The organism is Endozoicomonas sp. GU-1 (assembly GCF_027366395.1).
Lineage (GTDB): Bacteria > Pseudomonadota > Gammaproteobacteria > Pseudomonadales > Endozoicomonadaceae > Endozoicomonas.
In genome coordinates this window covers 2,900,723-2,922,342 of record NZ_CP114771.1, presented here as the reverse complement: position 1 = coordinate 2,922,342, position 21,620 = coordinate 2,900,723, and the positions used below count along the sequence as shown (strand labels likewise).

Here is a 21,620-nt window from a genome sequence, read left to right as displayed (position 1 = left end):
CAAATGCATCAAAAATCGTAGTGTAGTATGGAGCTCCATTACTTTCCAAATGAAATCTGGTAAGTGAAATAATTTTAAAATCCTGAATTCAGGTATGGATAGAGGCGGTGCTGGTATAAGTTGGAAACACACGATATCCGGTAATGATTATAAACAACCGGACGAGCATGTCAGTGCTTCAGGGAGTGGGCGATACAGGCATGGCACAGTCAGGCAGGCGAACGAAATCTGGGGTCAGGTTTTTCTTTTTGAAAAACAAATGTCGTTTATCATAACTACTGATGTACAAACAAAGACCCGCCCCCACACTTCTTACTTTAATGCACAAAGAAAGACCTGACACCAATTCTGCAGTCTGGTCGAACTGCTGTGGTGATCTGGAGCTTGGGCAGGAATTTATGGGGGGAAAGTTTGCCACCATTTACCTCTCCCCGAAAGACTACCATGGTGAGGCGAGCCAGTCGGTTGAATTAAGCCGTGGTGATGAACTGGGCCGCTTCAAACTGGGATCCACTGCGATTGTGCTCTTTGGCAAAGACCAGATTGAGTGGCTGGAAAACTGGCAACCCGGCCTGTCGATCAAGATGGGGGAGGCCCTGGCCCGGGTCGATGCTCCTGACATCAAATAGTGCCTTCTTTATAGTGGGGATTTTTATCACATAGAGCCTGGTATTCAGAACCTCCGGGAGCGTAACGAATCCGTGTCAGGAACTCAGTTGCTGAAAGACGTGTGTTCTGCCCCCCTCTACATTCGACCAAATCATCCTCCCGGGAAGGTGCCGTCGTTTCCGGATTGATCAAATCGCTAAGGAAGGCAACTTTTTTCGCTGTCAGGCCCAGGGCTATGCAGGGTATGCCAAATAATGCCGAGAGTTTCGGTTAAGCACTCGGCCACTTTATCGGCTAAATACTTTTCATCATCCGTTATAAGCGTATGTCCACCTGCTTCATGACTTTGAATTTCCTCCATCAGAATGTATCTTGGGTCGATTAACGGTTCAGGATAATCAATACTCCTTTCTGCCTTGGCAGGTAACCATTGTTGTTTAGGTTCATTGAAATATTCAAACACGTCGATCCCTGGCTTAAATACAGTGGGTTTAAAAATATTATCCTCGGCATATTTCATAAGATGAACGATTACCTTGTGATTAGCGATGTAATAAAGATGGTCAAAACTCAGTTGAGGTGTTTGATTGAGCGCAGATTTACCAGTGGTGAGATGGAGAGCGTTTTTCACGTCGTCAATAGAGAGGCCATCGTCATACATCCGTTGTTTTGCTGACTCAGTTAAACGGACCGCTCCATTGGGGTAGGCGACATAAAATACCGGTAAGGTTTTACATGCCTTTAACTCTTCATAGGTCTTGAGCCGGATTTGATCGGTCAACTCCTTTGGTGATAACAATAAAGAGTGAGGGCTGGCCATTTTCCGGGCAGGGATTTGTGACGGTTGTCCTGACACAACGGAAGATGACATTGGGGATTGAAAAGAAACTGTCGTATGTTGTTTAACGTGTAACGGCTCGATTTTTCCTGACAAAACGTCAGTTTCTGCCATTGTTTTAGTGATTTTAGTGAGTGTTAGAAGATCGCATGTGGAATCTCTCGGTCTTTTTTGATCAGTTACTTCAACGTCTCTCCCTGAGAAATATGAAGGACTTGATATATTGTCTGAACCTTTTACCTTCGCAGAATTATTATCTGAACCAGGGGCCTGATGATTCTCTGTCGGAGAGGGCGTGCTTGCTCGAATGTCCACAACAATTCCACCAAATGAGTTATTTGATTAATCAGTCAGCTCTGAACCAATCAGTTCCGGAGCAAAAAAGTACAACCAAATGAAAATATTAGTGACTTATCCTGATAAATAATTGAAGCACCTCTACTTTTGTGCAACCATTAAACGTCAGTGAGTGCTAAGTACAGATGGCTTCAAATGCACAAATAAAGACAGTGTAGTATGGAGATTCATTACTTTCCTCATGAAATCTGGGAATTGGAATGATTTAAAATTCTAATTTATTACTAACGTTCACCTTTAAAACAGCTCCACTCATTGCCTTTTCTGACTTAACTAATTATAATCCGCCTCAAATCTGCCGACAAGGCATCAACCAATTAATCTGCTTTTTCAAATTCCAATAAGTAGAAAATAGTATTATTCGAGATTGTATGTGTTGTTATGTCTCTACCTGTTAAGGCAAACTTTCAACTGGTTAATACTGCAACGGATGGCAGTGCTCTGCCATCAATAGAAGATACAAACGGGATTAACTCCAGAAAATATACGGAATATTTATGCCATGGTGAATCTGAAGCAGCCACCCTGGTTTCATCATTTTATCGTAACCTTGGCTTGACTATACGTGTTATTGATGTAAAGAAAATATTGGCTTAAAAAAATTACCGACTTTGCCACATTGAAAGGGAAAACAATGATTGAAAGAGAAAACAATGGAATGCCGGGATGAATCATTATTCGTGGCTTGCTCCTCAGGCCATGTCAGCCTTGATGGTTATTTACTGCATCAGCCATTATTGCAAAAGGTTGATCTGGCCAGCATCACCGGGGGCTGGCATCATCACACCGGTGTCAACCCGTTCTCACGTAAATACGGCCTGTCGGTTGATAACGATAAACGACGGTTACGGATTGAACGGGCACCCGAGCCTTATGTGTGTCTGCGCAAAAGTCTGGATGACCTGGTGCGGCTCGTTATCGCGCAAAAAGCCGGGGTTCAGCCCTGCTTTGCGGAGCATTCCAGGCACAAGGATGGTATCAGAGCACCGGATTGCTGGGACCCGGGTATCGGCTTCGCCGGTGCCTACCGAAAGCTGCACAATGAGCAGGAGCTGCGGCAAGTTCGGTTACCCACCATGACCCTGAAGGAAAAGATTATTGTCGTTGCCGAGGAACTGCCCAGCCTGGAAACAAAATGGCTATCGTCAGCTATCGGCAGGGCTTTTAAGGCAGAGATCAGGCGACTGCAACAGAAGGGCATCTTGCCTGCCATTGGCACGCCGCGACAATATGAGCTGGAACAGATACTCAAACAACCGGACTGTGTCGGCGCTAAGATACTTAAAGAGCGTGAGCTTGCGGTGGTGGCTGATGACCATGAAGGGCGAGTCTTTTACCGAATGGTGCCAAAACGACGCAAAAGGCAACGCGCCGGGCCTGATAATGACGCCGGTCGCCACAATACCGGCCCTGCTCCTAAACGACGGGGGAGTAGTTTTATACAAACGTCCGCTGTAATTATGCCTTGATATATTTCATTATTTGTCAAAAATGCCACAGACGTTACACGAGCGTGTACGTCTGTGGCATTTCCCCGGGTTCATCCTTTCACATGTTGTTATGGTAAATTGCGGCCCTGGCTTAGAATTTTGCACTGAATTGCAACGCACCGCCGTAGGTACTATCCTCGCCCACCATAACTGCCACATTCAGACCAAATAAATCCCATGGCGACAAGCCGACACCGGCTGTCAGTACATTCCCTGAATTATCTTCAAGGTCAGTCCGATAGCCAGCCGAGAGGCGTGCATGCTCCCAGAAGTCCAGAGTAATGCCCAGACTTGCATAGCGACTCTCCTGAACAGCGCCGTAGCCGTCAGTCGAGGTGAGCTGCAGGTCACCCATTACGGACGCGATACCGTAATCCACCCCCACACCAGCCGTTAACTCAGGCTTTACCTTATATTCAGAGGTTGAGTCTTTTGACTTATAGGTTTTGCCAATCAGGTTTTTCGCCGTAAGACCAAAAGACAGTATATTATTCAGTTGATAGGCGGCTCCAAGGTCGATATTGAAGTTACTGTGACTGGACTCTGTATCCAGCAGAGCATCATCATCGAATGCCGCAACGGCCTCACTGTAGTCGATCAATGTTATTTGCTGGTATTTGAGCACTCCACCAATATTCAACTTGCCAGGCAATTCGGTGCTTACTTCATTGGCGACAGCGATACCAACGTCAACAGTCATTACGGCGCTGGCTTCAACCTGAGTTTCCAGATCATCGACCGTTACAGCATTGCTATTACCGTTGGTTATGGCATCTTGTATATCATCCCTGTCGTCAGTGCTAATCTCACCAACGCCTGCCGACATTTTCAGCACACTGTTCACATACAGGCTTGCTGGCATAACACTGTTCGGAATAGCAATAAATCCATTCCCTCCAGCTTCGATGCTCAGGTATTTATTGGCCAGGTTATCTAAAGAGTCCAGAGCCAGTTGCGCCTTTGCCTGATAATTACCCGCCGTGTCACCAAGTGCATTCACGGCATCAGATGCTTTGTCGGCTGTGTCGACCAGATCATCTTTATCCTGTAAAAGCACGCCAAAACCAAGATTCACACCAAGATCATCATCCTGATCAAAGGACGCCAAATGCGCAGGGTTTAGAATATGGTGTGTGTAATCCCCGACAGCCACTCCAGCTCCACCTTGAGCTATTGTTCTGGCATCAAATGCCTGAGCAGCTCCGGAGAGAAAGACGGCTGTGGTCGCAACGGCTATTTTTTAAGTTTCATGAAATGCTCCCTGCTTTGTCAGTTTTATTATTGTCCGTAATTACCAGACTACCACGCCACAAAGAGTATTGGCAGGTTATTGATGGTTGAATGAAAGCAATGGATCCGGCATTGGTCTTTTATAAAAACGACACAGAATTAGTACTCAATCGGTAAAAATAATATTTATATTTCTTTAGTGATCTGGCTTCTGGTAATAGATTCAAAATGTAAATTATTTATTTTTGTATCGCCAATAATAAGATTTTGCAGAATGGCTAGCTCATGCGGTAAATAAGGCGCTGTCAGCCGCAGTGATTGACTGTTCAGCGTATTTTGAGCAATATGTGAACCCATCAGCGGCCAGTACCACGCGATTATTTTTCGTTGCTTGTCTGACAGTACAACTCGCCAAAAAGTTCATAGCAATAACGCTCAGCAGACACTGAAACGCAATGTCTTTATGTTCATGATGTTTGGAAATAGAGAAGTTAACCTGAATCCTGCTGGATAGTATAAAAGGTATATATTGTGAAAGCGTTGAAACTCGGCATTGTGATGGATCCTATTGCCTCCATCAATTACAAAAAAGACAGCTCCCTTGCCATGCTGCTGGCGGCCAGTCATAAAGGCTGGCAGCTGTTTTACATGGAACAGGCCGACCTTTATCAGAAAGAAGGTATTGCCATGGGCAGCGTTAAGCCGTTAACCGTCAATGTTGATCCTGAAAACTGGTTTGCCCTGGACGAGCGCCTGGAGATGCCGCTGGATGCGCTGGATGTCATCCTGATGCGCAAGGACCCACCCTTTGATATGGAATTCATTTACAGCACTTACCTGCTGGAGCAGGCTCAGGCGGCTGGCACTCTGATTGTGAATAACCCCCGCAGTATCCGTGACTGCAACGAAAAAATGTTCGCCACACTGTTTCCACAGTGCACGCCTCCGGTGATGGTTTCCCGCAGTCCAAGGCTGCTGAAAGAGTTTGCGGCCGAACATGGTGATGTGGTGCTGAAGCCGTTGGATGGCATGGGCGGCAGTTCTATTTTCCGGACCCGGCCAGATGATCCGAACTTAAGCGTGATCCTGGAAACCCTGACGGAAATGGGCCAGCGTCAGGCCATGATTCAAAAGTTTATCCCGGATATTAAATCCGGTGACAAGCGCATCCTGATGATCGATGGGGAGCCCGTTCCTTACTGCCTGGCGCGCATTCCTGCTGCCGGCGAACTCCGGGGCAACCTGGCCGCAGGCGGTACCGGTGAAGGACGCCCCCTGAGCGAGCGGGATCTGTGGATTGCCCGTCAGGTAGGGCCAGAGCTGCGCAAGAAAGGCCTGATTTTTGTCGGGCTGGATGTTATTGGCGACTACCTCACAGAAATCAATGTTACCTCACCAACCTGTATCCGTGAGCTGGACAACCAGTTTACACTCAATATCGCCGGTCAGTTGATGGATAAGATCGAGGAAAAACTCAAGGCCAGGCCCTGATCAGACGATTATTCTATAGACTGTTTTTTTCCAGCAGAATCTTGCCTATAGTCTTAAGTCGGTCAGCCTCCCGGGAGCCCTTTGATAGAAGGGCTCATATTGTAGTAATCAGGACGGCTCTGCCATTGGGCTTTACCAGGGAAAGCAGTAATCAGAAAGCTATGACTCAGCCAGCGACCATTTCATCAGCAGCAGTATCGACGGCAGACCGTCTGGGTTTTACCCTTTTTATGGCGGGGGTTCTGCACGTTCTGATCGTGCTGGGCGTAACGTTTAGCTTTAATGACAAGCCTGCCCCGCCGCCAACCCTGGAAGTGACTCTGGCCAGCTATCAAAGCAAAGAGAAACCCAAAGAAGCCGACTACCTGGCCCAGATCAATCAACAGGGCAGCGGTACTCTGGATGAAAAAGCATTGCCCTCCAGTGATCAGCAGGCACAGTTTCAGGAAGACACCATCAAGGAAGTCCAGCCACAGTCACAAACCGCGGCTCAACCAGAGCAAACCGTGACAGAACAAACCCGTATTACCACCAGGGCAAAGAGCCAGCAGCAAGTTTCGACAACCGATGACCGTGAAAAGCAAGAGCCTATTGCCGTTGAAAAAGACAAACCACGCAAGCACATTGACCTGAAAAATGAAATTGCCAGCCTTGAAGCCCAGTTCCATCAGCAGCGCCAGGAGTTTGCCAAACGCCCTCGTATCAAAAGGCTGACCGCGGCCTCAACCCTGCAGGAAGCCGGGGCATTTTACAAAGAGTCCTGGCGGCGGAAGGTTGAGAAGGTAGGCAACATCAACTACCCGGAAAAGGCACGTAAGCAGAAGCTCTATGGCGAGCTGCGCTTGATGGTTGCCATCAACCGGGATGGCACGTTGTCCAATGTTGAGATTCTGGACTCATCAGGCTATCGGGTTCTGGACGATGCTGCAGTGCGCATTGTCAGAATGGCTTCGCCCTTTGCCCCCTTTGACGACACGCTCAAGAGCTATGATATCGTCGAGATCATCCGTACCTGGCGCTTTGAGCCGGGGGATCGACTGTTCAGTCAGTAAAGGCCTGGTGTATTGCGGGAATATATAGGTATCAAGACTTGCCATAAATGCCCTTTACCCTGATACTGCCGCTATGAGCAGTGTCCCTTTCCAGAATTTCAAAAGCCACTTCCTGATTGCCATGCCCGGCATGGCCGACCCTTCTTTTGCTGAAACGCTGACCATTATCTGTGAGCACAGCCCGGAAGGTGCCCTGGGCATTGTGGTGAACCGGCCAAGCACTCTGCCGATGAGCGAGATATTCCGACAGATTGGCATTGATCACCATGAGCAGTCAGGCGTGAGTCAGCATGCGGTATACTCTGGAGGCCCGGTATCCCAGGAGAGGGGTTTTGTGCTGAATTCAGGGGAATCCAGCTGGGATGCCAGCTTGCAGATATGCCCAGGGCTGCAACTGGCGACATCAACCGATGTACTGGTGGCCATGGCAAAAGGCAAAGGCCCGAGGCAGGCACTGGTGGCTCTTGGATATGCAGGCTGGGGCGCGGGTCAGCTGGAAAAGGAAATTTCCGAGAATGTCTGGCTGACCTGTGAGGCCCATCCATCCATTGTTTTCGATACTCCTTACCACCTGAGACTGAGCGCCGCTGCCAGTACACTGGGTGTCAATATCAACCTGATTTCTGATCAGGTTGGCCATGCATAAGTTTCTTTTGAAAAAGCAATGACCGCCAAGAAATTAAGTACCGTACTGGGTTTTGACTTCGGAACCCGTAACATTGGTGTTGCGGCCGGGCAGTTGATTACCCGAACCGCCTCCGCCCTGCCATCGTTAAAAGCAAAAGATGGAATCCCGGACTGGAGCCAGGTTGAAGCCCTGATCATGGAGTGGAAACCCGATGCCATTGTCGTCGGTATTCCATTGAATATGGATGGCTCAGAATCGGATATGTCGCGCCGCGCCAGAAAGTTTGGTAACCGGATTCATGGGCGCTTCAACCTGCCATTTTATCCAGCGGATGAACGACTGACGTCTTTTGAGGCGAAAGAATGGGCCAGCAAGCTTGGCCATAAAGGGCATTACGGATCAAACCCGGTGGATGCCATGGCCGCCCAGATTATCCTGGAAGCCTGGCTGAATGATCCTCTGAATGAACATCTTATGAATCATTAAGACATTGTCTCGTAATAAGTTCCGCATTTGAATGAGGGTTGTTAAGGTCGCTTCCCGCAAAGGCGCAAGTAATCTGTCTTTTACGGGCAGCGCTTATTCCCATATCAGGTTACAGGCACACCAAGCAACTCGACAATGACCGGCTGGGTTGCCAATTGCTGCTGTTTGAATTTATAGAATACTTTGATCTTCGCCAGGGGGCTCTGCTGTGAACTGCTCAGTGGCACTGTCCTTGAGTAATCCTGTACCTCATCACCGTTTCTTTTACCTCGGATGGTTTTTTGCAGGTTGATATGAAATACCTCACCTTTAGCCAGATAGATACGAGCCTGACGCAAGATGATATCGCCATTGGATATATGGAAACGAAGCTTGCTGTAGGACTCTTCCATCTGGGGAAAAATGGTTAAGGTATTTTCACTGACCCTGGCTTTCGCTGAACCAACGGCTATCCAGTTATCGATAGCCAGGGTACTGATCGGCAGTGCCAACAAAGAGAGAAGCAGTAACGGGCAAAAGCGGTTAAGCATAGGAAATCCTTAGTTCAATCGGGCAACTTGCAAGTGATGTACTGGGAGGCTGACCGAGAATAGCGCCCGTCTAGGCGACCCCGTAGCGAGGATGGCAGAAAATTGAGGATAAAAAGTCGGAAATTTTTAGTGAATAGTGGTTCTATTTGCTAAAAATTTCCGACTTTTTAGACCAATTTGCTGCCACCGCAGTAGGGCAGTCTATTCTCTGTCAGCCTCCTAGCTTAGCTGATTCTGCTCCAGTGTGAATTTGAACTGACGCTGTTCACCGGCAGCCCCTTCCGGCAGGTACTCCTGTTCCACCCATTGCAGCTGACGGTGGCGATCAATCATCAATAGGCTGGTATTGCGGGTGCCGTACTCTTTACTGGCAATAAAGCAGCTGGAAATCAGTTTCTCTACCTCTTTGCTGACCCCGGTATCCGGTAATTGTTCCTCCGGTGGTTGATAATTATCGTGCATCAGCTCAATCAGATGTTGGCTACCGGGGGGCATGGACTCTTTGACTGCCCTGGTAAAGCCAGCACGTGCTCTCATAAGCTTTGGCCATGGTGTGTCCAGCAGGTGGTTGCTCAAACCATAGATCCCGGGGGGAAGAGGAGCAATGCTGTGGTCTTTTGCGCGGTTGCTCAAGTAATAAAGGCCGGTTGAATCCATAGTCAGGAGATTGAACCCTGACCATTTATCGCTCTGTTGCTGAACCGCCTGTAAATAGTCAGATGCCGATTGGGAACCTGTGACAAAGTTGGCCACCAGCGCCCCCCTGGAATATAAGCCAGCAGGGCTGGGAACTTCCCTGTAGTTGGTAACGGCAGCAAAGCGGCCATTTTTGTTAATGGCCAGCCAGCTGCCGCCAGCTTCCAGGTCCCGGCCTCCAAAGACATCGGGTGAATCGTTCCAGAAGTCGGTTGCCTGTGTCGGGCGTTGATAAAATTCATCTCGATTGGCCGCCAGAATCAGTGGATACTGGCTATCAGGCTGCCATGAAAAAACTATAAGGCACATGTTGTTGATGATCTTGTGGTGTTATGAAGTCACGCGAGCAATAAATTATCATCCATCCAGCGAAAAAGCACAGGCAAATAATAATGCGTAGACTCAAGGCGGCGGTGGTTCAGGTTTGCTCGGGCCGGGTTGTGGCAAAAAATCTTGCGGATATTGACAGTCAGTTAACGGCTTATCAACAACAGCAAATAGACATTATTGTGTTACCCAAATGCTTTGCCATGCTGGGAGGCCCCCAGGCTGAAGCGGCTCTGCAAGCGGATGAAATCAGGGAATGGATGGCATCAACAGCCAGAACATTGGGTAGCTGGCTGGTGGGCGGTTCAGTACCTGTGCGGGATATCAGTGACGGGCGCAACCATGCCTCATGTCTTGTGTATAGCCCGGCAGGGGATGAAGTCACCTGCTACAACAAAATGCACCTGTTTGATGTCGAGGTATCTGACAGTAAAGGGCGGTATAGAGAATCCGATGATTTTATCCCCGGAGCCGGGCCAGGGCTGGTGGATATTGGTGAGGCAAAGATTGGCCTGTCGATTTGTTATGACCTTCGCTTTCCCGAGTTATTTCGCACTCTGGTGGCGCAGGGGGCAACCATATTAACCGTACCTTCCGCCTTCACAAAAGTAACCGGTGCAGCCCATTGGGAAGTGCTGTTGAGAGCCAGGGCGATTGAAAACCAATGTTATGTGTTGGCAGCCAATCAGGCGGGTAGCCACCCTGATGGCCGACAGACCTATGGCCACAGTATGATCATTTCACCCTGGGGGGATATTCTGGCACAAGCCCCTGCAGAAGGGGCTGCGGTGATTATGGCAGAACTGGATCTGGATGAACTGGCGGGAGTTCGTCGGCGAATGCCTTGCTTAAACCACCGCAGATAGATCGTGCCAAGCACCCTTCGACTCCGCTCAGGGTGAACGTGGTGTACGGGTAATAACGCTTAGCTACACTAGCTCTGCCATTTACACAGCTCCACAAGATCTCTACTGCATAATTTACTGGCAGAACTTTGAAGGTCAATTGCCGGCGAACAGATACTGCCACCTGTAGAAGTATATCCACCGAGAGAGCTACAAGTATCTGCATCCATACTAACGCACACAGATTCATCAATATACTGTCGCCAGGTAAGCCCTTGATTGATACATGCAAAGGTGTTCTTTGCACCGTGGTAAATGATGTTTCCGGCGTGCTCAATTACGCTAATGATTCCGTGATCGACTAATTCGGCCATCTGTTCGGGCAGGGTTTTATCAGTGTAAGTGCAATAAATATCATTGTCATTGTCATTGAAGGGATGTATACCGGTAAAATAGGTGAATTGGTCGGTATTAAGGCATCCTGGAGTAATTAATCGTTCACTTAATGACGACGGTTGAACACTGCTTTGGCTGCTAGCCAAATAATACAGTGCTCCCATAGTGGCTATTGCTGAACCGACAGCCAGCGCAACAACACATGTGCGTTTGGAAAACGCTCTGGTTTTATTTTGTGAGGCGTCATTCTGATCAAACTTTTGCTCGAAGTCAGCCAGCCTTGATGGTCGACTCTGATTGACATCGGCTCGATAATTTAAGTTGTGCATTTCAGGAATCTCATAAAATATTGATATATCTCAGTCATGTAGCGCAGTGGCTTAGAGATAGAGTCAATTTTCAGGAAATAATTCCAGCAGTTCTTAAAAATTGTCAGTGATAAAAGAATATGAAGGGAAGATTGGCTATTAAAGTAGAGTTAAGTCCTGAACTAAGACCAGAGAGGGGGCAATTACATAGAACTAGTACATGGTTTCAATGAGTTTGACGGGTTGTCGTGCCTCCGCACTCTGTTCGCCTGAGCCTGTCGAAGGACCCGTAGGGCCTAAAGGCGGAAACTCCGGACTCTGATAGATCGTGCCAAGCACCCTTCGACTCCGCTCAGGGTGAACGGAGATCGTACACGTCAAACTCATTGAAACCATGTACTAGCTATCCGCAAAAGCACAAGCAGCCTGTCTTTTTCGGGCAGCGGGTGGCGGGAAGCGGGCAGCGCTTACTAAAATGCCAAAGTTATCAAATAACAGCCCCTTAATCAGTCGACGGCTTGTTAGCAATAATCGCCAACGCATCCATCAACCGTTCCTGGGCATTACGTCGGCGCTGACTCCGGACTGGCCGGTTTTTCTCATACTCACCGTCACTTTGCAGCTGCCAGCTGCGGGTGTTATCGGTGAGGTAGTAGTCCAATTCCTTTTTGATGCGTGCGGCCAGTTTCGGGTCTTCAATGGGGAAGCAGGTCTCAATACGCATGTCCAGATTTCGGATCATGGCATCCGCACTGGAACAGTAGACCAGTGCGTCATCGTCGCCATTTTCAAAGTAGTAGATACGGGTGTGCTCAAGAAACCGTCCGACAATGGAGCGTACGCGGATATTTTCTGAAAGCCCTTCGATGCAGGGCCTCAGGCAGCAGATGCCCCGAACGATCAGGTCCACCTCAACACCGGCCTGAGACGCTTTGAACAACGCCTTAATGATATGAGACTCAGTGAGTGAGTTGATTTTGATGATGATCCGGGCCTGTTTTCCCTCTTTGGCGTTACTGGTTTCCTGGTTGATCAGATCAATCAGGCTCTTCTTCAGCGTGAAAGGCGCATGGAACAACTTACGGACACGCACCGCACGCCCCATCCCGGTCAGCTGCTGGAAGATTTTATGAACGTCGTTGGTCAGTATCTTGTCACAGGTCAGCAGGCTGTAATCGGTATAGAGACGGGCATTGCCAGCGTGATAGTTACCGGTGCCAAGGTGAGCATAACGCTGAATATGCCGACCTTCACGACGAACAATCAACATCATTTTGGCATGGGTTTTATAGCCGACGACACCGTATACGACGACGGCCCCTGCTTCCTGCAGGCGACGGGCCAGGGCCAGGTTTTCCTCTTCATCAAACCGCGCACGGATCTCTACCACAACCGTCACCTCTTTACCCTGCCTGGCGGCTTCTACCAGGGCATCCACCATTTCTGAGTGAGCACCGGTGCGGTACAGCGTCTGGCGAATGGCCAGCACATCAGGGTCTTTGGCAGCCTGACGGAGCATATCCACCACCGGGGTGAATGACTCAAAGGGGTGATGGAGCAGGATGTCCTGTTTGGCCACCAGATCCAGCACGTTGTTGCTGTGCTTCCGTTTACTGTGCAGGCCTTTCGGGTAGCCGGGGGTAAACGGCGGGAAGACCAGGTCCGGTTTGTCATTGGTGTCGCAGATGGACATCATGCGAGTCAGGTTGACCGGTCCTCTGACCTGGTAAACGTCTTCATTGGTCAAGCCGAATTCATTGAGTAGAAAATCCACCAGCGGTTGTGGGCAGTTGTCGGCTACCTCCAGTCGTACCGCTTTACCGTAGCGACGGGAGAGCAGTTCGCCCTGCAGTGCCTTGGCCAGGTCTTCAACCTCATCTTCAAGATCCAGGTCACTGTTACGGGTCAGTCGGAACTGATAACAGCCTTTGATATCCATGCCGGGGAACAGGTCGCTGACATGGCGATGGATAATCGAAGAGAGAAATACATAATCATTCTCCCGGCCATCACAGATATCTTCAGGCATTTTGACAATACGCGGCAACGACCGGGGTGCCGGAATAATAGCCATACCCGTATCACGGCCAAAAGCATCTTTGCCTTCCAGGGAGACAATAAAGCAGAGCAGCTTGTTTGCCAGCCTTGGGAACGGGTGGGCAGGGTCCAGCCCGATAGGGCTGATAATGGGCATCACTTCATGGTAGAAGAAGCGCTTGATCCATGTCTGCTGCTTTTCCGTCAGCTCATTGCGGCGCAGAAAGCGAATACCCTCTTTTCTCAGAGAAGGTAACAGGCTTTCATTCAATATCTGGTATTGCAGCTCAACGTATTCTTTGGCCTTCTGGCTGATCTCTTTCAGGACCTGCTGTGGTCCCATGCCATCGAGGCCCACCTGCTCACGGGAGAAGTCGATCTGCTGCATCAGGCCCGCGACCCGGATTTCAAAATATTCATCGAGGTTGGAGCTGAAAATCAGCAGAAACCGGAAGCGCTCCAACAGCGGGTACTCTTCGTTTAACGCCTGCTGCAGCACCCGGAAATTAAACGCCAGATGGCTGAGTTCACGATTAATGTAATAGTCAGGGTTCTGGTAATCACTGACCTTGGGGGGCTTGCTGGCCATTGGCTCGGCAAGCTCAGATGATTGGGCCCGGGGTTCCTGAACATCCGACTGTTGGGGGTTATCCATACGACCTCTTTCTCAGCAAAATAGCACTGGCTTATGATGACCGGTTTCAGTGGCTTTTGTCATGGATCCTGTCAGTGACGTTTGTCAGAGATTCAACCAATGGCCCGGTGAACAGGCGACTCTCGGAGCGGAAGTATTAGGGCAGGGAGAATGTCGCATTATTCATTTTATTCTAACAGAAATAATAAAGACTACTCCCTGCATGAACGTTTACCTGTTTAAGAGTTCATTTTACGGAGCGCTCTCGCAGCATCCTTGGCAAAATAGGTTAGAATGGCATCCGCTCCGGCCCTGCGAAAACACATCAGGGATTCCAGCATCACGGCATCGCCATCAAGCCAGCCATTGTCCGCCGCCGCTTTGTGCATGGCGTATTCGCCACTGACCTGGTAGGCAAAGACCGGTACCTTGAATTCATCCTTAACCCGGCGAACAATATCCAGATAGGGCATGCCTGGTTTGACCATCACCATATCGGCGCCCTCTGCCAGGTCTGCTGCCACCTCGTGGATCGCCTCATCACTATTGGCAAAGTCCATTTGAAAGCTGAACTTATTGCTTTTACCGAGATTACCGGCTGAGTCCACCGCATCCCGGAACGGGCCGTAGTAATTGGAGGCATATTTGGCAGAGTAGGCCAGGATGCGGGTATTGATATGGCCTTCTTCTTCCAGGCGCTGGCGGATGGCACCAATCCGGCCATCCATCATGTCTGATGGGGCAACAATATCTGCGCCTGCTTCTGCATGAGACAGGGCCTGACGGACAAGGGCCTCAACCGTTTCATCATTGACCACATAACCATCTTCATTGGTCAGGCCATCAAGACCGTGGGAAGTAAAGGGATCCAGTGCCACATCGGTAATCACACCCAGCTCCGGGAACCGGCTTTTCAGCGCTCGAACCGCTTTCTGGGCAAGACCTTCCGGGTTCCAGGCTTCTTCCGCCAGCTCGGACTTCTTATCAGCGGGTGTCACTGGAAACAGGGCAATGGCCGGAATGCCCAGCTCCACCAGTTCAGCGGCTTCCTCAAGAAGTAAATCAATACTGAGGCGCTCAACACCGGGCATGGAGGCAACGGATTGGCGCTGCTGATGACCGGCCACAATAAACAGCGGATAAATAAGATTGTCCACGGAAATCTGACTTTCGCGCATCAGACGGCGGGAGAAGTCGTTGTAACGCATCCGTCTTGGGCGGGCAGCAGGAAAAGGGCGATGAATCATACTTCTTTATCCTTTTGAGGTTGTAAGTAGTTGGCCAAATGGAATCGTATATTTCTGGCTAAGTGGGCAGTTGCTATGCAAGGCGCAACGTAGGGAGCATAGCCGTAGCTATGTGACCGGAGTTGCAACGCCGCAGAGTGACTGACAACTTAGTCAGAAATATATGATTTCATTTGGTTAACTACTTAAGGGCCGACTCGCAACGAAGCGTCAACAGGCCAAACAGCCACAGTTTCTAATTTGACAATAATGGCTGGCATTATACGGGAAAAAACGTATGATTTTGCAGGGATTGTCGTATCAAACAGATGTTTGTAGCTCTGGAAGGTGTTATGAATAACAAGAAATGGCTTTTGCTGACAGTGCTGGCCGCAGCAATTGGTGCGTTTTACGCCCTGGACGGTCAGCAATACCTGACCCGTGATTTCTTCCAGGGCCTTTATCGTGATGATCCGGTACTGACGGCTGCCGCGTTCTTTATCATTTACGTGGCGGTGACCGGCCTGTCACTGCCGGGAGCGGCAGTGCTTACGGTGGTGGCGGGGGCCATTTTTGGCCTGTTTCAGGGCGTGTTGCTGGTCTCTTTTGCCAGCACCCTGGGAGCCACTCTGGCTTTTCTGTTTTCCAGAACCTTATTAAGAGACTGGGTAGCACAAAAGTTTTCCGGTTATCTGGAGACCATTAACAACGGCGTGAACAAGGACGGAGCCTTTTATCTGGCAACGCTCCGACTGATTCCGGCGGTGCCTTTCTTTGTGATCAACCTGGTGATGGGGCTGACCTCCATGCGGGTCCTGACCTTCAGCCTGGTCAGTCAGCTGGGAATGCTCCCGGGTACGGCGGTTTTCGTCAATGCCGGTGCCCAGCTTGGCCTGGTGGAGGAGTTGTCTCTTGAAGGGATTTTAACGCCACCATTGATCGCTTCATTTGTGCTTTTGGGTATTTTTCCCTGGATTGCCAGAATGGTGATGGAGTGGTTGAGACGTCGTCGTTTATACCGCAGCCACCAGCGTCCTGCACAGTTTGATAATAACCTGACCGTGATTGGTGCCGGCTCTGCCGGACTGGTCAGCAGCTATATTGCTGCGGCGGTCAAGGCCAAAGTATCACTGATTGAAAAGCATAAAATGGGGGGCGATTGCCTGAATACCGGGTGTGTGCCCAGCAAAGCCCTGATTCGTTCCGCCAAAATGGCCCATTACCTGAAGCGGGCTGATGAGTTCGGTATTGAACATGCGTCCGGGCAGGTTAATTTCTCCAAAGTGATGGAGAGGGTTCAGGGGGTTGTTGGCAAGGTTGAGCCCCACGATTCTGTTGAGCGTTATTCCGGTCTGGGGGTTAACTGTATCAGTGGCTCCGCGCAGCTGATCAGCCCTTGGGAAGTAGAAGTGGACGGTAAAAGAATCACGTCCCGAAATATTGTCATTGCCAGTGGTGGTCGTCCCTATGTGCCACCGCTGCCGGGCCTTGAGCAAATTGAATACTACACATCGGACACCATTTGGGGCTTACGCAATAAGCCCGGCCGGATGCTGGTGATTGGCGGTGGCCCTATTGGCTGTGAACTGACTCAGGCCTTCACCAGGCTGGGGGTTCAGGTTATTCAGGTGGATCACGGAGCCCGGCTGTTGCATCGTGAAGATGACGATGTTTCAAAACTGGTGATGGATCAGTTTATTCAGGATGGCGTCGACCTGAGGCTGAAACACGAAGCCCGTTCTTTCCATAAGTTGCCGGATCCGGACACCGGCGTCGAGCGTCAATTTCTGGCAGCGAAATTTGCCGGTCAGACCGTAGAAATTGACTTTGATATCGCCCTGTTTGCCACGGGCGCCAAGCCAATACGGCAAATCTTGGCCTTGAAGCGCTGGGTATCGAGTTAACTGAGCGGGGAACCATTGAGGTTAATGACTACATGCAGACCCGTTACCCCAATATCTACGCCTGTGGCGATGTCGCGGGACCTTACCAGTTTACCCATACGGCGGCACATCAGGCCTGGTATTGTGCGGTGAATGCCCTGTTTGGCCGCTTCAAAAAGTTCAAAGTGGATTACTCAGTAATTCCCTGGTGTACCTTTACCGATCCGGAAGTGGCCAGAGTGGGTTTGAATGAGCAGGAGGCCCGGGAACAGGGCATTGCCTATGAAGTGACCAGGTACGGTATTGATGATCTGGACCGAGCCATAGCGGATGAAGAAGCACGGGGCTTTGTGAAAGTGCTGACCGTGCCGGGCAAGGATAAGATTCTGGGAGTCACCATTGTTGGTTATCATGCCGGTGAGCTGATTACGGAGTATATCAGTGCCATGAAACACGGTCTGGGCCTTAATAAAATCCTGGGGACTATTCATATCTACCCGACACTGAGCGAAGCCAACAAATACGCTGCGGGTGAGTGGAAAAAAGCCCATGCACCCCAGGGGGTATTGTCGCTGGTGGAAAAATACCACGCATGGATGCGCCATTGACTATCATTAAGGGGTCATTATAAACATAAGGATGTTTAATGAGTGGCCCGGACCCGTCTGATGGTGGCCCGACAGAGGATCCCTCAAAGGATTCTGTAAATAACAGCCCAAGGTTAGCGCCGGCTGCCATCAGCGAAGATAAGAAAATCTTCCAAGAGCTGAAAAAAATCCTCAAGAACCGAAGCGTTATGCTGGCTGAGCCTTCTTCCCGAAAAAGTCTCAAAACCAATAACAAGAGCCTTCTGGCAAGAATAAAAAACTTTCTGCCTACCTCTATCTATAAGATGGTCTCCCGTCTCAAACCCATTGATGAACAGAAAAAGATTGGAACGATGATTGCGCTGGTCCAGCAGAAGAATCAAATGGCCTGGCAGCGTCTGGGAGAAGGCAAGGCTGAGGGTGCCTGTGATCAGGCGTTGCGCAAGCTACAGCTGGATTGTGAGCAGTCGCAGCTCTGGCTGGATCTGCTGGAGGGCCGTGGGCAGTCCAAGGTGACTGAAGAGCGGGCTCGGGTGGTTGACTGTCTCAAGGACTGTGTTGCCGCAAGCGCTGCCAGTGACTTCAGGCAGGCGGATGAAGCTTACGTCGAAGCCGTTCACGATCTCAAGCTATCCATCATTCATGAAAATGATCTGAAAATTGAGCTGCAGGCACCCAAAGCGTCTTCTCCCCTGGCCGGGGAGCTGAGGCAATTTGAGAAAATGCTGGTGGATGAGGCATCAGCCTTGGAAGCCTATCGGCTGTATGGGCAGAATCAACGGTCATGACGGGTTTCTGCTGTTGGTTCGATCAACTTCTTTGCCCAAACGATAAGTTACCTGTTTCCCTTCAGCATTCGTTTTAGTGGTGATTTTCAGGCATAACATGTCAGTCTCATTCCACCATAAGTGAAGATCCTCCGCATCCTTTAGGAGCTTTGTTTTTGCCTGGGCAAATGCTTCGGCAGATTCAAAGTCACCCCTATGACACTCCAGTATTTTTTCCAGGTTGCCAAAAGGAAAAACCGCAGTAGTTACGGTCTCCCTTACATGGTAAGTAGGCTGAGAGTCGGATGAAGAAACAGTGCGATCCGAAATATCCTTTTGTTGCACGTCAGAACTGTCATTTTGGTCTGATCGTTTTGACAGAAAGTTGGAAATATTGTGGGCAATGGCCACCACTCTTCCACAAAACCAACGCACAATGTTAAGCGGCAGTTTTATTGCCGCTTTAACATAATAAGTAATATTTTCAACTGCGTTGTTGATCATTATTTAAATTCCTTAAATTTCAATAAGTTGCCCTCAAATGTCGAAAGACTTTGTCAGGGGGAGATTTATTACGAGAACGCCATGTTTCATTTAGACTGTGTACGGCCAAGTAAGTTCAATATGCCCCTCTGCCAGGACAGGCTGGGAGGCATAAGTGTTCTGTGGGTAATAAAGATTAAGGCTGGGCTTCAGTCGGGTCCGGGATCATAGAATAGGCAGAAGGGCTGGCAATACCACTGGTTTTCAGCACCAGCAGTGACATAACTCCGCTAACTAAAACAAACTGCCAGGTCCAGTCTGGCATCAGATCAATCCATATCCCATTGGATACAACGATGGTTACCCCGGTAAATACAAAGCGTATGGCTTCAATAACGATCAATCCGGTGAATTTTTCCAGCAACCAGCCAATACCGATCAGGTTCAGTGCCAGAACAAATGTCCAGAGTGCATTGAAGCCGTAAGGCGTGTTGTGGCTGATGGCTAAAAATACCGTGGTTGCCAGTACAAGCATGGCAAAGTGGATCAGTGCATAGACTTTCAGGCCCATGCTGACGTCAGGGTTATAGTTCTTGTAGCCGTGAATATCCGGCATCTTCATCGGTGAGGCGATGTCCGCAGGTCGATAGCCTGTGCGTCTGAACCAGAGTGTGAGTTTGTCTTTCCAGCTTTTGGTATTACAGGCATCCCTGCACATCCCGGCATAAAGATGCAGGTTTGCCCACACCGGGTTCCAGCTTCTCAGAGGCGTTAGCGTGCCGTAGCGGATGGGCTCATAGTTTTCATCTTCTTCGATAAATGTGCCAAACAGCCGGTCCCAGATAATAAATGCTCCGCCATAATTTTTATCCAGATACTTCCGGTTTTTGGCATGGTGCACCCGATGGTTTGAGGGGGTAACAAACAGCCGTTCAAACCAGCCAAGCTTTGGAATATGGCGGGTATGCACCCAATATTGATAAAGCAGATTCATCAGGCTTACCGTCAAAAAGACATAAGGTGGGATGCCAAGAATGGCCATGGGCACGTAGAACACCCATGAGAACAGAAAGCCGGTGCTGGTCTGGCGCAGAGCCGTGGTCAGATTGTATTCCTCACTCTGGTGATGCACCGAGTGGGCGGCCCAGAGCAGGTTGACTTCATGGCCTTTGCGATGATTCCAGTAATAGAAGAAATCCTGCAAGACAAACCCAAGGACCCATACCCAGAGGGCGTTGCTATCCAGTGACAAGAGCGCTGCATGATTATAAATAAGGGTATAAATACCCAGTTTGAAAATAACACCCGTGGTGACGTTAAGCATCCCCGTACTCAGGCTGTTTATGGCATCGTTAACTCGATAGTAATCCTTCTTGCGAATGATGGTGGCGATCACTTCAATAAGGATCATCAGCAAGAAGATTGGTATGGCGTACACAATCGGATTCATGGGGCGAGCCTGATTATTGTTGTTGTAGGCCTGTTTTTAACATGAGTCCCAACGAAAAGCATGGTTTTTCATCAATTGAACACGTCTTATGCTACCTGGATTTTAGATTGGAACCAGAATTAGCCTCTTACCGGTAGTTGACCGGTTAGACAACTACAGTTGTCTGAAATTTTAAATTCCCATTTATGAACTTTTCTGTTTTTTTTGGTCAAACAGGTAACCCAAAAAACTCATGTTAGTGTGATTTATGACTCCTTTATCAAACACGTCTGCTGTAGCTACTCCGAAAAATACTTCCTGCAATTCTCAGGTTCCTGCTGCGGGCACTGCTTTTGGAAGGTATCAGGTCTCCATAGTGAATTTGGAGAAGGCGCAAGTCTTGATGGCTTTATATAATTACGCCCGCAACCCGATGGGCAGTTTTTTAGGCAGTGGTAGTTATGGGTCGCACAATCCTACGCCCTTTTATGTTCCCACATCTAACTTCAGTATAGAGAATTCGGAAAAATTGATGTCTCTTGATGAAGCGAGCTCACTGGTTTCTCAAACGCTGGATCTTGGTAATGTCCGCGGTAGAACAATTAGCACTGATATATCTGGAAATGTCATAGATACGTCTCTATACGACAGAAGTAATGGGAAGGGGTGCAATGGCTATTCAAAGCATTACAAAATAACGAGAAAGAAAAAGAGCGTCATTATGTTATATGGCGCTATTTTTCCTGTTACTCACCGTTAAAGAATGCTTTCATCCAAAATCGTCGTAAAGTATTTTTCCCTATAGAGCAGCAGCCGGTTCCTTTTCTTTTCCTGACTGCTGACTTGTCGCCTTGCGTGAGTGAATCGCTTTATTGATCAAGGCAGCAATACCCTTGTCGCCACGTTGGCCGACTACCTGAAGGGGGGTATTCGATCTCCGGCATGTTCCCAGGACGCAGCCAACCTTTGCCTGTTCCGGGTCAGCACCGTGCTCCAGCAGCATCAACACAATACGCCTGAATGGGGCCGAAGCAGCAGCGTAGAGCGGGGTCACTCCGTCTTTGTTGGCGGTATTCACCAGGGCATTGCCAAGCTCGGCTCTTTCTGAATCCGGCATTTTACTGATGACCGCTATTATGTGCTGGACAATCCTGAAAAAACTACCATGTGCAGCAATTAATAGCGGAGTAGCACCATGAGCGTCAGTGGCATTCACCACCTGCCTGGCATCCAAACTCCGTTCGTCCAAGCGGAGCCGAAGAGATCCGCACCCTGAATAAAGACTGTGCCA

Annotated in this window: 21 protein-coding genes and 1 pseudogene; 12 read left to right on the top strand and 10 right to left on the bottom strand. The window is 49.3% G+C overall.

All coding sequences use genetic code 11. The annotated features are described in order from the left end of the window. Positions 1–281: 281 nt before the first annotated feature. Positions 282–629, top strand: coding sequence for a phosphatidylserine decarboxylase (locus O3276_RS11950; protein WP_332328226.1), 348 nt, complete (start codon positions 282–284; stop codon positions 627–629). A 176-nt stretch (positions 630–805) separates the two neighbouring features. Here the strand turns inward: O3276_RS11950 and O3276_RS11945 are convergent, their stop codons facing one another. Continuing rightward, positions 806–1,762 carry a hypothetical protein gene (locus O3276_RS11945; RefSeq protein ID WP_269675820.1) on the bottom strand — a complete coding sequence of 319 codons (957 nt, stop codon included), beginning with the start codon at positions 1,760–1,762 and terminating at the stop codon, positions 806–808. Positions 1,763–2,185: 423 nt separating this feature from the next. Between O3276_RS11945 and O3276_RS11940 the strand changes: the two genes are divergently transcribed. Beyond that, positions 2,186–2,401, top strand: a complete 216-nt coding sequence (locus O3276_RS11940; protein ID WP_269675819.1) for a hypothetical protein — start codon at positions 2,186–2,188, stop codon at positions 2,399–2,401. A gap of 41 nt (positions 2,402–2,442) precedes the next feature. Beyond that, on the top strand, positions 2,443–3,273 hold the full coding sequence (locus tag O3276_RS11935) for a hypothetical protein (protein WP_269675818.1): 831 nt from the start codon (positions 2,443–2,445) through the stop codon (positions 3,271–3,273). Between the two features lie 112 nt (positions 3,274–3,385). Here O3276_RS11935 and traF read toward each other — a convergent pair whose 3' ends face one another. Next, on the bottom strand, positions 3,386–4,447 hold the full coding sequence (traF, locus tag O3276_RS11930; RefSeq protein WP_269675817.1) for a conjugal transfer protein TraF: 1,062 nt from the start codon (positions 4,445–4,447) through the stop codon (positions 3,386–3,388). Between the two features lie 635 nt (positions 4,448–5,082). On the opposite strand from traF, the gene gshB reads away from it, so the two are divergent. The 4 genes from gshB (at position 5,083) to ruvX (ending at position 8,181) form a co-directional block, all read left to right on the top strand. Then, complete coding sequence (gene gshB, locus O3276_RS11925) at positions 5,083–6,015, top strand: glutathione synthase (RefSeq protein ID WP_442876600.1); 933 nt, start codon at positions 5,083–5,085, stop codon at positions 6,013–6,015. 161 nt (positions 6,016–6,176) lie between these two features. Further along, entirely contained in the window at positions 6,177–7,067 is an 891-nt protein-coding gene (locus O3276_RS11920; RefSeq protein WP_269675815.1) for an energy transducer TonB, read from the top strand. A gap of 73 nt (positions 7,068–7,140) precedes the next feature. After that, positions 7,141–7,713 carry a YqgE/AlgH family protein gene (locus O3276_RS11915; protein WP_209200659.1) on the top strand — a complete coding sequence of 191 codons (573 nt, stop codon included), beginning with the start codon at positions 7,141–7,143 and terminating at the stop codon, positions 7,711–7,713. Positions 7,714–7,731: 18 nt separating this feature from the next. After that, positions 7,732–8,181 (top strand): Holliday junction resolvase RuvX, encoded by a 450-nt coding sequence (gene ruvX, locus O3276_RS11910; protein WP_269675814.1) that lies wholly within the window; start codon positions 7,732–7,734, stop codon positions 8,179–8,181. A gap of 104 nt (positions 8,182–8,285) precedes the next feature. Here ruvX and O3276_RS11905 read toward each other — a convergent pair whose 3' ends face one another. After that, on the bottom strand, positions 8,286–8,711 hold the full coding sequence (locus O3276_RS11905; protein WP_101748126.1) for a DUF2541 family protein: 426 nt from the start codon (positions 8,709–8,711) through the stop codon (positions 8,286–8,288). Between the two features lie 219 nt (positions 8,712–8,930). Next, positions 8,931–9,716, bottom strand: a complete 786-nt coding sequence (locus tag O3276_RS11900; protein ID WP_269675813.1) for an NRDE family protein — start codon at positions 9,714–9,716, stop codon at positions 8,931–8,933. A gap of 83 nt (positions 9,717–9,799) precedes the next feature. On the opposite strand from O3276_RS11900, the gene O3276_RS11895 reads away from it, so the two are divergent. Then, entirely contained in the window at positions 9,800–10,600 is an 801-nt protein-coding gene (locus O3276_RS11895) for a carbon-nitrogen hydrolase family protein (protein WP_269675812.1), read from the top strand. A 68-nt stretch (positions 10,601–10,668) separates the two neighbouring features. Here O3276_RS11895 and O3276_RS11890 read toward each other — a convergent pair whose 3' ends face one another. The 3 genes from O3276_RS11890 to hemB form a co-directional block, all read right to left on the bottom strand. Further along, on the bottom strand, positions 10,669–11,304 hold the full coding sequence (locus O3276_RS11890) for a hypothetical protein (RefSeq protein ID WP_269675811.1): 636 nt from the start codon (positions 11,302–11,304) through the stop codon (positions 10,669–10,671). Between the two features lie 481 nt (positions 11,305–11,785). Beyond that, positions 11,786–13,975 carry a polyphosphate kinase 1 gene (gene ppk1 / locus O3276_RS11885; protein ID WP_269675810.1) on the bottom strand — a complete coding sequence of 730 codons (2,190 nt, stop codon included), beginning with the start codon at positions 13,973–13,975 and terminating at the stop codon, positions 11,786–11,788. 218 nt (positions 13,976–14,193) lie between these two features. Beyond that, entirely contained in the window at positions 14,194–15,201 is a 1,008-nt protein-coding gene (gene hemB, locus O3276_RS11880; protein WP_269675809.1) for a porphobilinogen synthase, read from the bottom strand. Between the two features lie 308 nt (positions 15,202–15,509). Between hemB and O3276_RS11875 the strand changes: the two are divergent. The 3 genes and pseudogenes from O3276_RS11875 to O3276_RS11870 form a co-directional block, all read left to right on the top strand. Further along, positions 15,510–17,140 (top strand): annotated as a pseudogene (locus O3276_RS11875) (FAD-dependent oxidoreductase); the annotation flags it as partial. Next, positions 17,117–17,671 carry an oxidoreductase dimerization domain-containing protein gene (locus O3276_RS25750; RefSeq protein WP_442876599.1) on the top strand — a complete coding sequence of 185 codons (555 nt, stop codon included), beginning with the start codon at positions 17,117–17,119 and terminating at the stop codon, positions 17,669–17,671. The pseudogene O3276_RS11875 and the gene O3276_RS25750, both read left to right, overlap by 24 nt. Positions 17,672–17,709: 38 nt before the next feature. Further along, positions 17,710–18,438 (top strand): hypothetical protein, encoded by a 729-nt coding sequence (locus O3276_RS11870; protein ID WP_269675808.1) that lies wholly within the window; start codon positions 17,710–17,712, stop codon positions 18,436–18,438. On the opposite strand, the gene O3276_RS11865 is transcribed toward O3276_RS11870, so the two are convergent. Continuing rightward, the gene (locus O3276_RS11865) at positions 18,433–18,921 is read right to left on the bottom strand and encodes a hypothetical protein (RefSeq protein WP_269675807.1); all 489 of its coding nucleotides are present in this window, start codon (positions 18,919–18,921) and stop codon (positions 18,433–18,435) included. The two genes, O3276_RS11870 and O3276_RS11865, sit on opposite strands and share 6 nt — an antisense overlap. A 175-nt stretch (positions 18,922–19,096) precedes the next feature. Further along, positions 19,097–20,350: a sterol desaturase family protein gene (locus O3276_RS11860; RefSeq protein WP_269675806.1), complete on the bottom strand. Its 1,254-nt coding sequence runs from the start codon at positions 20,348–20,350 to the stop codon at positions 19,097–19,099. Between the two features lie 247 nt (positions 20,351–20,597). On the opposite strand from O3276_RS11860, the gene O3276_RS11855 reads away from it, so the two are divergent. Next, positions 20,598–21,089: a hypothetical protein gene (locus O3276_RS11855; RefSeq protein ID WP_269675805.1), complete on the top strand. Its 492-nt coding sequence runs from the start codon at positions 20,598–20,600 to the stop codon at positions 21,087–21,089. A gap of 39 nt (positions 21,090–21,128) precedes the next feature. Here O3276_RS11855 and O3276_RS11850 read toward each other — a convergent pair whose 3' ends face one another. Further along, positions 21,129–21,563, bottom strand: coding sequence for an ankyrin repeat domain-containing protein (locus tag O3276_RS11850; protein ID WP_269675804.1), 435 nt, complete (start codon positions 21,561–21,563; stop codon positions 21,129–21,131). Positions 21,564–21,620: the final 57 nt, after the last annotated feature.